Origin of the sequence: Kitasatospora sp. NPDC059648, assembly GCF_042734825.1 — a bacterium.
Taxonomy (GTDB): Bacteria; Actinomycetota; Actinomycetes; order Streptomycetales; family Streptomycetaceae; genus Kitasatospora.
Window position 1 is genome coordinate 222,883 of record NZ_JBHWDU010000003.1, and the last position, 11,771, is coordinate 234,653.

Annotated in this window: 12 protein-coding genes; 5 read left to right on the forward strand and 7 right to left on the reverse strand. The window is 66.2% G+C overall.

Annotated elements, in window-relative coordinates; all coding sequences use genetic code 11:
• Positions 1-8: 8 nt before the first annotated feature.
• The 6 genes from ACFV1W_RS03840 to ACFV1W_RS03865 form a co-directional block, all read right to left on the reverse strand.
• Positions 9-731, reverse strand: a complete 723-nt coding sequence (locus tag ACFV1W_RS03840; protein WP_380412786.1) for a hypothetical protein — start codon at positions 729-731, stop codon at positions 9-11.
• Between the two features lie 137 nt (positions 732-868).
• Positions 869-1,036, reverse strand: a complete 168-nt coding sequence (locus tag ACFV1W_RS03845; protein WP_380412787.1) for a hypothetical protein — start codon at positions 1,034-1,036, stop codon at positions 869-871.
• Positions 1,036-1,278, reverse strand: coding sequence for a hypothetical protein (locus ACFV1W_RS03850; RefSeq protein ID WP_380412788.1), 243 nt, complete (start codon positions 1,276-1,278; stop codon positions 1,036-1,038). The genes ACFV1W_RS03845 and ACFV1W_RS03850 overlap by 1 nt, the downstream gene beginning before the upstream one ends.
• Positions 1,275-1,397 carry a hypothetical protein gene (locus tag ACFV1W_RS03855; protein ID WP_380412790.1) on the reverse strand — a complete coding sequence of 41 codons (123 nt, stop codon included), beginning with the start codon at positions 1,395-1,397 and terminating at the stop codon, positions 1,275-1,277. The genes ACFV1W_RS03850 and ACFV1W_RS03855 overlap by 4 nt, the downstream gene beginning before the upstream one ends.
• A gap of 47 nt (positions 1,398-1,444) precedes the next feature.
• Positions 1,445-2,416 (reverse strand): DUF2637 domain-containing protein, encoded by a 972-nt coding sequence (locus tag ACFV1W_RS03860; RefSeq protein ID WP_380412792.1) that lies wholly within the window; start codon positions 2,414-2,416, stop codon positions 1,445-1,447.
• 82 nt (positions 2,417-2,498) lie between these two features.
• Positions 2,499-2,747 carry a hypothetical protein gene (locus tag ACFV1W_RS03865; RefSeq protein ID WP_380412794.1) on the reverse strand — a complete coding sequence of 83 codons (249 nt, stop codon included), beginning with the start codon at positions 2,745-2,747 and terminating at the stop codon, positions 2,499-2,501.
• A gap of 503 nt (positions 2,748-3,250) precedes the next feature.
• Between ACFV1W_RS03865 and ACFV1W_RS03870 the strand changes: the two genes are divergently transcribed.
• Together ACFV1W_RS03870 and ACFV1W_RS03875 are read left to right on the forward strand one after the other, a co-directional pair.
• Positions 3,251-4,099 (forward strand): GntR family transcriptional regulator, encoded by an 849-nt coding sequence (locus tag ACFV1W_RS03870; RefSeq protein WP_380412796.1) that lies wholly within the window; start codon positions 3,251-3,253, stop codon positions 4,097-4,099.
• On the forward strand, positions 4,096-4,782 hold the full coding sequence (locus tag ACFV1W_RS03875; RefSeq protein WP_380412798.1) for an HAD family hydrolase: 687 nt from the start codon (positions 4,096-4,098) through the stop codon (positions 4,780-4,782). Before ACFV1W_RS03870 ends, ACFV1W_RS03875 begins: the two co-directional genes overlap by 4 nt.
• Positions 4,783-4,908: 126 nt before the next feature.
• Here the strand turns inward: ACFV1W_RS03875 and ACFV1W_RS03880 are convergent, their stop codons facing one another.
• Positions 4,909-8,682, reverse strand: coding sequence for an NACHT domain-containing protein (locus tag ACFV1W_RS03880; protein WP_380412800.1), 3,774 nt, complete (start codon positions 8,680-8,682; stop codon positions 4,909-4,911).
• A 694-nt stretch (positions 8,683-9,376) separates the two neighbouring features.
• Here ACFV1W_RS03880 and ACFV1W_RS03885 point away from each other — a divergent pair.
• The 3 genes from ACFV1W_RS03885 to kdpF all read left to right on the forward strand — a co-directional run bounded on the left by ACFV1W_RS03885 (position 9,377) and on the right by kdpF (position 11,765).
• On the forward strand, positions 9,377-11,209 hold the full coding sequence (locus ACFV1W_RS03885) for an APC family permease (RefSeq protein ID WP_380412802.1): 1,833 nt from the start codon (positions 9,377-9,379) through the stop codon (positions 11,207-11,209).
• Between the two features lie 222 nt (positions 11,210-11,431).
• A complete protein-coding gene (locus ACFV1W_RS03890) occupies positions 11,432-11,602 on the forward strand; it encodes a hypothetical protein (RefSeq protein WP_380412804.1) in 171 nt (56 codons plus the stop codon).
• A 73-nt stretch (positions 11,603-11,675) separates the two neighbouring features.
• Positions 11,676-11,765 carry a K(+)-transporting ATPase subunit F gene (kdpF, locus tag ACFV1W_RS03895; protein WP_037831562.1) on the forward strand — a complete coding sequence of 30 codons (90 nt, stop codon included), beginning with the start codon at positions 11,676-11,678 and terminating at the stop codon, positions 11,763-11,765.
• Positions 11,766-11,771 lie beyond the last annotated feature (6 nt).

Consider the following 11,771-nt stretch of genomic DNA (forward strand, 5'->3'; position numbering starts at 1 on the left):
TCCTGCGGTCAGTGGTGGCTGGTGGAGAGGAGGGTGATCAAGGGGGCCAGGCCGAGGGCACCGACCAGGGCGGAGGCGAACGGCACCCGCACGAGGATCAAGATGGTGAGGCCGGGGAAGCCGCGGACCTCGGAGACCCGGACGTGGCCCCACCCGCGCATGCGCAGGTCGACGAGCCAGGCGCCGGCCGCAGCGAGCGCGGCGACGGTCAGGGGCACGCGGGCGGCCAGCTGGACGGCGCCCATCTGGTAGCCGAGTACGGCGGAGGTGGTGGTGAGGATGCACCAGCGGCGGAACCGGCGGGCGCGCTCGGACTGGGGCTGACGCCACAGCACGGAAGCCCGGCGCTGCTCGACGAGCTGCTCGGCGCGGTGGCGGTCCTCGCGCTCGTCGGGGGTCTCCCCCTGCTCCCGGTACTTCTCCTCACGGTCCCTGCGGGCGCGTTCGGCCTGCTCCTCCGGCGTCTGACTGATCAGCAGGCGCAGGCTCTCGGCCACGGTCTGCAGGTCGTACCGCTCCTGGCCGGCCTCGACGGTGGCCTCGGGCTGGTCCTGGTCGTCGTCCTCGACGGCCTGGTCCTCGACCTCGTCGGCGGGACCGGTCGGCTCGGTCTTGCGGAGGCTGACCGGCTCGGGAGCCGGCTGGCTCCACGGGCCGCTCTTGCTCCACCACTTGGCGCCGGGAGGGCCACCGACGGTCGGTGGAACGGTAGGGGGAGGGGGGACGGTCATCGGTTCTCCTCCCGCCGGAGGAGCCACACGGCGATGCCGGCGCCGACCGCGAGGATCGGGTAGAGCAGGCTCAGGAGCCAGTCCATGGTCAGTTCTCCGAGTAGGGGCCCGGCCGGGGAGGCCAGGGCCGGGGAGTGTCAGGAGGAGCGCCACCAGGCGCGGACGGGGTTGGCCTCCAGGGCCGTGGTGCGGCGGGTCTTGGCGTCCATGGCGGCGTGGCCGGCGCGGTCCGCGTCGCGGACCGCCTTGGCCCTGCGCTGCTGACCGGACCGGGTGTCGGCGGCCTTCTTGCCGAAGCCGAGCATCAGTCGCTCCTCCGCCCGATCAGGCCGGTCAGGACGAACGGCTGGCCCTCGACCACGCACATCGCGCGGAACTCGGCGGGGAAGGCCCCGTCGGCGGAGGCGTCGGTGACGGCCACGCGGCTGCACCACGACTCGCGGATCAGGCCGCTGACGACGTCGAGCGGCACCGGGGCGGCGGCCCGGTAGGCGATGCCGTCGCGGCGGACGAGGCCGACCAGCGGGAGGGTGGTGATCGGCTTCACTTCGCACCGCCGTTCTTGCCGACCTGGACGGTCAGCACGCGGTCGGCGCCGTCGGCGGCGCGGGCGCGGTCCTCGGGGGTGATCGGGGGGATGAGGGGTGCGATCATGGTCAGGGCCATGACAGAGGTCTCCTTGCTGAGATTCAGCCGAGCTGAGTGGGGAGAGATCAGGCCGCGATGGCGGGGCGCTCGGCGGCGCGCAGTTCCTGGTAGCGGTTGGCGATCCAGCCGGCGGACCAGCCGGTCAGCTCGACAGCCCGGCGCTGCGGAACGCGGGCCACGACGCAGTCCTGCACGGTGAGGCGGGCCTGGTCCTCGGGCAGGCGCTCGTCCACGGCGGGTGCGGCGAGGAGTTCCTGGCGGAGCTGCTCGATGGCTTGCTCGGCGGTCTGCTCACGCTCGCGCTCAAGGCGCTCACGCTCGCTCACCTCTCGCTCGCGACGTTCGCGGTCGGCCCGCTCGGCGTCCTGCCGGCGCTGCCGTTCGTCTCGGTCGGCGGCCTCCCGGCGGGCCAGCTCCTCCCGCTTCTCGCGGGCCATGCGCTCCTCGTGCTCACGCTGCTTGTCGGCCATCCGCTCGTCGTGCTCACGGCGCTCACGCTCGCGCTGCTCGGCCCGCTCGTACTCGGCCAACCGGTCCTCGCGCTCCCGCTGCCGGCGCTCCTCCTGGAGGCGCTCGCGCTCGGCCCGCTCATCGCGCTCACCGGCCGCTCGCGCGGCCAGCGCGGCGGCGATCGCCCGCCGGTAGGCCAACGAGGTCTCCGCCGTGACGATCAGCAGCAGCGGCGCTACCGCGTGGACCGCCACCCCGACCGCGTCGTGATCCAACGCGCTCTGACCCACGTTGAGCAGCACCGTCATCGCGCCGGTCATCCAGCGCAGCATGACCGGCCACCGGCCGCCGTCGCCGTCCAAGTAGGCGAGCGTGCTGTCCATCCGGACCACGATCACCACCGCCGCGTCCACGACCAGCGGCAGGATCGGCGCCGTCCACTGCCACCCCTTGGGGGTGTGTCCGGACATCAGCGGGGTCACCGTGAGCATGCTGTAGAGGACCGCGCCCAGGGTGATCGTCCACGTCCCCACGGCCAACACCTTCTCGGCCGAGCGGATCTGCTCCAGGTTCGTCGGCGCCCTCACTGCGAGCACCGTCCGGCGCCCGGTGAGCGCGTCGTGAGCGACGGGTGAGCGGCCGTGAGCGCCGTGAGCGTGCAGTCCGTCATCACGCGGCCACCCGCCCGACGTGGGCGGTGCGGCGGATCACCGCGGGGCGCCGCAGCGGCACCGGCGCCATGCTCAGCAGCCGCTCCGCGTGAGCGGCCAGCTCCGGGTCCTCTCGGTGCAGGTCCGTGAGGACAGCCAGCGCCGCGTCCATCCGGGCGTGGTACTCCGGGGCCGACTCGCCGGGCACGCCGGCGAACAGCTCCTCGTCCACGCCCAACGCCAGCTCCGCGAACTCCCTGGAGTCCATGGCGTGTTGACCTGCAACAATCGACTTCACGGGTCTACCTCTTCCAGTGGGAGGTGAGCCCCAGGGGCCGCCGCGCGCCCGGCCAAGGAAAGCGCGGCGGCCCCGAGCTCGGGGCCGGCTACTCGCCACGAGCAGCCATGGCCGCCGATCCGCCGCAGACTGCGCGGATCGGGGACCAAAGACACTCGTTCGCTGAGACCGCGCCGGTCCGGCGCCGAGGAGTCGGCGGCGAACTGGCGGGGGGTGCGTCTTTCAAGGCAGACGCAGACCTTTCGGTCCATGCCATCCGTCTGACAAGGCGCGGTGACCTCGGCCCGATCTGTCCCGGGCCCCTTCGCCTATCCCATAGGCGCATTTGTGGAGCTCAGAGCAGCCCAAAGAAGGCCCCTCTGTGTCGCCCCTGTCTCACTTGGTGCGACACGCACAACATAGACAACCTGCTTAGGCAGGTCAAGAGAGTTGGGTTTCTCGCGCCTGTTGGGCACCTCCCCTAGCATTGGTCCATGGCCTTGGACCCGGATGACTCTCGCCCCCCGTATCAGCAGGTCGGCAGCTCTCTGCGGGCCTCGATCCTCACGAAGAAGCCGGGCTTCGAAGCCGGAGACAAGCTCCCGTCCGGCCCCGAGCTGGCCAAGCACTTCGGCGTGGCGCGCGGCACGGTGGACAAGGCGCTCGACCTGCTCCGCACCGAGGGACTGATCGTCACCCGGCAGGGCAGCGGCTCGTTCGTGCGGGAGCGCACCTCGCGGCCGGTCGGGCTGCGGCCTCACCTCGAAGCGGCCTTCGAGCAGCAGCAGGTGACCCTCGACTTCGCCGGGTTCTCCAGCGAGACGCTGCACAACGCGCTGCAGGAGCCGCTCGACAAGGTCCGCTCCGGCCGGCTGGCGCCGGAATCCATCACCGTCCGCTTGCTGCTGCCCGACACCACGGCGCCGATGGCCGTGCCGGTGCTGGTCGATGGGCTCCAGGACGAGGCCGCCCTCCGGGAGCGCGCCCGCAACATCGCCCTGACGAACGCCGGCGGGATCGCGCATTCGGTGGAGATGCTGGCCGAGCTGGGCCTCGTCCAGAAAGCGAGCGTTCAGGTCAAGGTGCACCGGGCATCCAGCCTGTTCAAGCTGTACATCCTGAACCGGGCAGAGGCGTTCTTCGGCTTTTACCCGCTCCGCGAGCGGACCGTGACGATCGATGACACTGCCCACACCTTCTACGACGTGACCGGCAAGGACACCACCTTGTTCCACCACGCCGCCGGCCCGGACGACGCCTCGCTCGGATCGCAGTACGTCCAGCAGGCCCAGATGTGGTTCGACAGCGTGTGGAGCACGATCGCCTACGAGCGGCAGCCATGAACGCCGCCCCTCAGCAACTCGCCGACGTGCTGCGGCCGGTGAAGCACGTGCTCCTCGACTTCGACGGCCCGGTGTGCTCGGTCTTCGCCGGCCTCCCCGCCCCGGAGGTTGCGCGCCGACTCCGTGAGGGCCTGCTCGCCACCGGCGAGCAGGCCCTGGCCGGGGCGGAGGAGGAGACCGATCCGCTCGCCCTGCTCCGGCTGGTCTCGGACGCCCGGCCCGATCTCACGGCCAGCACGGACGCCGCGCTCGCCACACTGGAGACCGAAGCTGTCCGGGTGGCGCGCCCGACCCCGGGCGGCGAATCGGTTCTGCGTGCGTCTACCCGCTCCGGTCGGCTGGTCTCGGTGGTCAGCAACAACGCGGGCGCAGCCATCGAGGCTTACCTCGCCGAGCACGGTCTCAGCTGCTGCGTGGCCGGCGTCTTCGGGCGCATCCCGGGCGACCCATCGTCTATGAAGCCGAACCCGCGCCTTCTGCTAGAAGCTATGGAAGCCGCAGGTACCAAGCCGGAGCATTGCATCTTCATCGGCGACGCAGCCCGCGACGTCGAGGCCGGGGAAGTCGCCGGAGTTCCGACGATCGGCTACGCCAACAAGCCGGGGAAAGACATCAAGCTAGCCGTTGCCGGGGCGGTGGCCATTGTGGACTCGATGCAGCACATTGCCGATGCTCTGGCCTGACGAGAAGACAGAAAGCCCTAGTCGAACAGCCGAAGCTGTCCGACTAGGCGTCACCGAACATGTGTGGAACGCCAAGCCCCGAACGGCGGCGTGACTGGCGCGATGTTAGGCGGGTTCTCCCAACCTTTAGTCTGCTAGCGAGTCATCAAACCACTTGTCTCTCTCGGCAACCCGTGAAAGCGGGATAGCTTTGGCGCCGAGGTGACCCATGAGCTCACGATCGGCCGCCCAGATTACCCGATCTGGAAGATTTTTCGGATCGGCAAGCACAGCCTTCGCTTGGCTTAGCGTCGGAACTCGCACATGCCCCCTAATGGTCTTAAACGAGACGCTCCCCTTCATTGATTCCGCTCCAGCCGCCCTAAGCTCGTCAAGGGATTCATAGGGATTGGGGGACTCAAGGATTTGGGTCACGAGCGCCGAGCTTATGTATGCCTTCAGTTCGCGGGTCTTAGATTTCCTGACTGCGCTTCGAAGCAGCGAGACAGCCTCCGCTGGCGGGACCTTTTGGGAAAGGAGCAGAAGTCCAACCGGGCTGATCCGCAACCCATCATATTGGCCATACGAAACCGTAGGCGAACTCTGGTGGTACCCAGAAGTGGCAGAAATGCTGGCAAGCAGCTCCGCTTGCCCGACGTCCATACTGCGCATCCACCGATCCAGCTCCTTGCATACAATTGCCACGACCTCGTGACCGCTATACGCCATGGCGGAGCTGATTACCCATCGGGCGTCCTCTTCGGAGGAAACGTAAGTAGATTGACTGCGCCACCATTCCGCATCCGATCTCCGCGTGCGCGCGAAGCGGGCTCGCAAAACAGGGTGGATACTTTTATCAAGCAGATTACCGGCTACCGCCCTCGTAACCCCGCCGCCCCGCGCAAATCCCGCACCGAGCGCGAAGCCATCACTCCGAGGCCCAGATCCAAGAAGTCTGACGATTAGGTCATGAGCTTCCTGGAGCACCTGGAGGCAATCCAAACCCACTAGATTTTCGGCACGCTCCACCAACTTCGCGATTTCACAAGCCACCTGAGTGACAGGATCATCCGCAGGTTCGGCCGTTGTAGCCAGCCTGGTAGTCGATTCCGCGATTGATGAAGCTCCCCTATATTCACCCAGCATTGCCTTAACGAAATTGTGTGAACTGACGAATTCGAAGGCCCGGACCCCTCGCGTGAAGTAGATGTACGGCCGGAACTCCAGCCCAATGGTAGTTCTTAGAGACTCTAGAAATTTGCCGCGTTCAAACCCGTTCAACCTCGAAATATCAAGCGCGTTGGACATGATGAGAATTTGCCACAGCTGATTGTCGTCCGGGCTTCCGGCGATGAGCTGCGAGATCTGCTCCGGCGTAAGAGCCTGGAACACGTGGAGAAACTGACCAGCGCGGACCCAATGGCGAAGCGCAATCCCGGTCAAGCCTGTGGCTCTGGCAAACCACCACTCAACTGTTTCTGCGCCGTCGGTATTCTCGACGAGCACACGACAGGCCTGGTGGCTGCAACGTTCAAACCTGGGAGTCTTTTCGATTTGGGCACGCATCAAGTCGGCCATTCCAGCAGCGCCCGAGTCTTTGTTTACTGTTAGAATTTCCCCGGACCCGAACCAGGCCGTACTGAGCAAGCTGATGCCCTGCGAGTTCGCCACCATTTCCATGGCACTCTGAGCGATCTTAGGCTTTTGTGAGAATACCTGATCCCGAAGTAGCACAGCAGCGATGTGGCGAGGGTAGCCAGTCAATCCGAATTCGCTATCCGCCTGCAGTGCCTCGATAAGGTCAAGAATGTTGGCCAGCTCGCCTTTATCGGAGAATCCCGCAAAGAACCGCATCACGTTTAGCCAATAGGGGTTTCTTACGAGCGACTCGAACCGATCCGACCGGGTGCCAGCATGTTCGGCTCCAGGAGGAGAAGGGCGGGCGGTAGAGTAGAGAAATCTAGCTGCGAAATATTCGCGAAGCGGCTGCACCTCGAACTCGAAGGTGCCCTCAATTCTGCTCGTCAATACCATCACGCGCTGTGTCATGCCGGTAAAGAGCTGGTCCACGATCTCTGTGTCGTAGCCCTCGCTTGTGAGGTACCGCTTCATTAGTCCTTTGAGGCGAGGCTCGCTAATATTTCCGCTGGACTTGCCGGCCTCAGCCTTGCAATGTAGATGCCAGGCGATATATCCATGAAGCTCAAGAATTAGGTCCCGCTTGTCGCGGACGATGTTGCTCTTTTCGGCTTCTCTGTCCAAAAAGGTGTCAATGTATGCATTGTAGAGCGCTGTGCGCTTATCGGGCAGCGACGAACCTTTCCGCTGCACCAGCCACAATAGAATGGCGAGCTGCATCGGATTTCTTGCCAAATCAATGATGTGAGACTGGCTCAGCTTATCCCCGAGAGCCTTGCGAATATTTAGCGCTTCGCGATCCACAATGTTCTTTGCCCTAAGCCACCCGTCCGTGTAATTTAGAACGAGCCCAAGTGGGAGATCCGCTAGAGATAGGTAGGTGTAGTCCTTCTTGGGGAACCCGGGCGACTTTGAGAATGCGTTGGGCCTGCTTGTCGCAATCAAGCGCATATCAGGGCATGAGTGCTCAAGCCTCAGAAAGGCATCATTAACCGCTGCTACAACGGCCTTGCGATCGCCAACGTCAGCAACTTCATCAAGGCCGTCGAGAATAATCAGGATTGGCGTAGCGGAAATAATCGCATCTAGGTCGGTTACGCTGAAAGCCATGCCGCCAGAGTATTCTCGAACCTGTGCAGCAAGAAACGATTCGACGCTGCCGATCCAGTCGCGAGGCTTCCCGGCGTTAGTGATGTCGAAAGGGTCCTTCTTTCGAAGCCACGTTGCTAGGTCTCGTAGATCGACATGGAACGGGAGTCTCAAGGGACTAGATCGATGGTTGCTTGGAAAGCGTGCTACGTCCTCGTGCCCGAGAAGTCTCGCTCTGTGCACCTGGCATAGATACTGCCCTACGGTCGACTTTCCCTGACCTGGAGCACCTTCAAGAACAAACCGAGAGAGGTTTTTGGAAGCGGCTGGCGGAATTCCTGCAAGGAGCAGGGATGCTGCCGGTGGGCCGTTGTTCTCGCGCACCGAATATGCCTCTTCAGATTTTGGCCTGATGATTCCCCGCCATCGGGCAAATGACTCGCCTGGCGAGTCACTTTCCGCCTGGGCACTCAACATTAGTAGCTGAACTTCAAGCACCGAGACGTCTAGTGCCGCAGTGGGCGTGTCGACAAATACGTCGAGAAGCTCGGGATTGAGATCAGCCTGCTTGAATTTAACAATCCTGTCGCGGCCGTACTGGAAGCGAAGGGCCTTAATGAGAGCTGCAATCCGCGGATCGGTTCGCGCTGTCCGGATTAGTGAGTCGCTGGTGCTCTCTGGGCTGCGGTACCCAAGGAGCTCCATGAGACCGTCCAGGTCTCGCAGGAGCCCGTAAGTGCGCTTTATTTCAATCTCGCCATCTAGACGCCGACTTACATCATCTCTCCACCAGATCTGAGAGGGGATGGGAAGATTATTCCTCATCCATTCGCTCATCCGGTCGAAAGTCCCCGCATCCTCATGTGACGAGCACTGCGCATTGGTGATTACAATATATTTAGTGGTGCCCCTCTGTTCGAGGCGGCGAAGCTTTGGAAGCTCCTTCGTAATTGCTTTTTGCAGCCAGCTGCAAATTTCGTCCGGAGTTGCCGACCTGTTGGGTGTCGGCTTCCTGAACTTCACTTGATAGACGATCGAGTCCTGAGCTCTATCGCCCGGAACGGAGGCATCACGGCCCCCATCTGGCATGCCCACAGGGAGGCACTGAACGTCGGGGTGAAGCTTCACGAGTACTGCTTGCGCCAGCTGCTGGAACATATCGGCGCCGAGCGACTCGTAGTCATAGTCCTTCACGAAGCTCCCCAAGCGTGGTCGCGACTGCCCAGATCTCGCCGAGTCTACCGATCGGGCCGCCTGCAGTGGGCAGTTGGCGAAATCGGGTGCTGACTGAAACTCATTTGACATGATCATGCGATGACGCTGTTGCCGCGGAGAGGGTTATGACCTCAATGCTTGGTCTAAGCAAGATCTGGACTGGCGTCGGACTGGGGGCGCATGGTGGGGGCCGTCGGGACCATGATCCGGACCAGTGGCGGACCAGATCCGGCCCGCGATCAAGAGTTGCCTGGTCAGAGCGCCCCTGGTCAGCGGCCTGTAAATCTGTCGCGCAAGCTACGCAGGTTCGAACCCTGCACCAGCCACAGGATGGAGAAACGGCCCCCGATCTGCGGAAACGCGGATCGGGGGTCTTTTCGTGCGCGCGGACGCCGGCGGAGGCAGTTATTGCGCATAACTTGCAATTACGGCAGACAGGCAGCAGAGTGGGGGCCGGGGGTGGGAGTCCTTCGAGCTGATCGTCTTCCCAACCGGCGCCCGCCGGGACAACGGCTCCCCCACCCCCGCCAACAGCCCCTCCCGCCGTACGGGCCGCGTCAAGGGCGCGTCAGGGCCGCAGGCGGCGGCGTCAGGAACGCGTAGGGGACGGGTGGCGCCCGGACGCGCCAACCGCAGGATTCGGAGCAACTACCGACTGCGGAGGTCCCGTCCGATGTCCAGCGCCACTTCCACCCCGGCCGTGACGGCCGAGCCCGAACCGCCGGATACCGGGGCGGGTGACGAGCGGCACCGGCTGAGCGCGCTCGGCGGCCTGGCGGCGCTGTCGCTGGACGCGATGGCCTCGGTGGCGTACGGCCCGGAGTCGGTCGTGCTGGTGCTGGCCGCCGCCGGTTCGTACGGGCTGGGTTTCACGCTGCCGGTCACGGTGGCGATCGCCGTGCTGCTCGGGGTGCTGGTGGCCTCCTACCGGCAGGTGATCGCGGCGTTCCCGGACGGCGGCGGATCCTACGCGGTGGCCAAGGCGCATCTGGGCCGCCGGACCGCACTGACCGCGGCGGCCTCGCTGGTGATCGACTACGTGCTGAACGTCGCGGTGTCGGTGACCGCTGGAGTGGCCGCGCTGACCTCGGCCGTGCCGGGTCTGTACGACGACCGGGTCTGGCTGTGCCTGGGCGTGCTGGCCGTGGTGACCGCCGTCAACCTGCGGGGGATCGCCGAGTCGGCCCGCTGGTTCATGGCGCCGACGGCCGTGTTCGTCCTCGCCGTCCTGGCGATCGTCGCGGTCGGCCTGTTCCGGGACGCCCCGGTCAGCACGGAGGCCGCCGCCGGCCATGCCACGGCGCTCGCCGGGAACGCCACGGCGGTCGGCGCGCTGCTGCTGCTCAGGGCCTTCGCGGCCGGCTGCTCGGCACTGACCGGGGTCGAGGCGGTGGCCAATGCCGTCCCCTCCTTCCGGACCCCTCGGGCGAAGCGCGCCCAGCACACCGAGGTCGCGCTCGGCGCCCTGCTCGGCGTGATGCTGGTCGGGCTGGCCGTGCTGATCGGGCGCTTCCACCTGCAGCCGGTCGAGGGCGTCACCGTGCTCGCCCAGCTCGCGGACGCCTCGCTCGGCCACGGCTTCGGCTTCTACGTCGTCCAGTTCGCCACCGTGCTGCTGCTCGGCCTGGCCGCCAACACCTCCTTCGGCGGCCTGCCGGTGCTGATGGACCTGCTCGCCCGGGACAACCACCTCCCGCACGTCTTCGCGCTGCGCGCCGACCGCCAGGTGTACCGGTCCGGGGTGCTGTTCCTGGCCGTGGTGTCGGCCGCGCTGCTGGCCGGCTCCGGCGGTGACGTCAACAGCCTGGTGCCGCTGTTCTCGATCGGTGTGTTCGTCGGCTTCACCGTCTGCCAGGTGGGCATGGTCCGGCACTGGCACCTGCACCGCCCGGCCGGTTGGCGGGGCAGGGCGGCGTTGAACGGCTTCGGCGCGCTGCTGACCGGCGTCGCCGCGCTCGTGGTGACCGGCACCAAGTTCACCGAGGGCGCCTGGGGCATCGTGGTGGCCCTGCCGCTGCTGGTGGTGCTGTTCGAGGCGGTCCACCGCAGCTACGGGCGGATCGGCGAACGCCTGGAGCTCGGCCGGGTGCCCGGCCCGGTGACCAGGCAGCGCAGCCTGGTCGTCGTCCCGGTGACGGCGATCACCCGGCTCACCCGCGACGGCCTGTCGGCGGCGCTGTCGCTGGGCGACGAGGTCATGGCGGTGACGGTGGTGCACGAGCCGACCGCCGCGGAGGCGCTGCGCCGGGACTGGGAGCTGTGGCGGCCCGGGGTGGCGCTGGTGGAGATCCCGGACGACCACCGACGGCTCGGCCCGCCGATCGCCGCGTTCGTCAACCGGCTCGGCGAGGAGCACGCCTACGACCGGCTCACCGTGCTGATCCCCGAGGTCGAGCCGGCCCGCTGGTGGCAGCGCGCGCTGCAGAACCGGCGCGGCGCCGTGATCGACCGCGCCCTGCGCCGGCACACCGACGCGGTGGTCTGCCGGCTGCGGATGCGGATGTGACCGGAGGGAACCGACAGGTGAACGCACGTACGGGCCCCGGTGCGGCTACAGCCGCAGCGGGGCCCGTACGTACGTCCGGACCCGGCCCGCGCCCGCCCCCTGGTTCTCGGCCCGGTCACGACGGTCTCGGCCCGGTGAAGCGCCCGTCAAGGTCCCGTCAACGACCGGCCCGCACCCGTATGGGGGGCGTCAGGGCCCCTCTACGCACCCTTGACGGCTGGTTTGCTGCATCTGCCGGTCGTCCGCCGGCGCCGCACGGAGGCCCTTCGGCCCGTCCGCGGCATCTCCCGAACCACGCTGGTGGAGCCCATGTCCGATCTCATCTACGTCGGTGTCACGGTCGCCGTGTTCGCCGTCATCGCCCTGATCGCGCGGGGGGCGGAGAAGCTGTGAACGAGCGCAGCGAGCGAACCGTCGAGAGGTGCGGCTTGTGCGAAGCGCCCGCCGAGTGCAGCGGGGTGGGCGCATGAGCGCCGAGAACATCGCAGGTCTCATCGTGGCCGTCGCTCTCGTCGGCTACCTCATCCTCGCGTTGATCTACCCGGAGAAGTTCTGACATGAG

What these genes read in the sequence shown, in the direction of transcription:
- ACFV1W_RS03840 (WP_380412786.1), bottom strand. Translation starts at nt 731, where the DNA reads ATGACCGTCCCCCCTCCCCCTACCGTTCCACCGACCGTCGGTGGCCCT.
- ACFV1W_RS03845 (WP_380412787.1), bottom strand. Translation starts at nt 1,036, where the DNA reads ATGCTCGGCTTCGGCAAGAAGGCCGCCGACACCCGGTCCGGTCAGCAG.
- ACFV1W_RS03855 (WP_380412790.1), bottom strand. Translation starts at nt 1,397, where the DNA reads ATGGCCCTGACCATGATCGCACCCCTCATCCCCCCGATCACCCCCGAG.
- ACFV1W_RS03865 (WP_380412794.1), bottom strand. Translation starts at nt 2,747, where the DNA reads ATGGACTCCAGGGAGTTCGCGGAGCTGGCGTTGGGCGTGGACGAGGAG.
- ACFV1W_RS03870 (WP_380412796.1), top strand. Translation starts at nt 3,251, where the DNA reads ATGGCCTTGGACCCGGATGACTCTCGCCCCCCGTATCAGCAGGTCGGC.
- ACFV1W_RS03875 (WP_380412798.1), top strand. Translation starts at nt 4,096, where the DNA reads ATGAACGCCGCCCCTCAGCAACTCGCCGACGTGCTGCGGCCGGTGAAG.
- ACFV1W_RS03885 (WP_380412802.1), top strand. Translation starts at nt 9,377, where the DNA reads ATGTCCAGCGCCACTTCCACCCCGGCCGTGACGGCCGAGCCCGAACCG.
- kdpF (WP_037831562.1), top strand. Translation starts at nt 11,676, where the DNA reads ATGAGCGCCGAGAACATCGCAGGTCTCATCGTGGCCGTCGCTCTCGTC.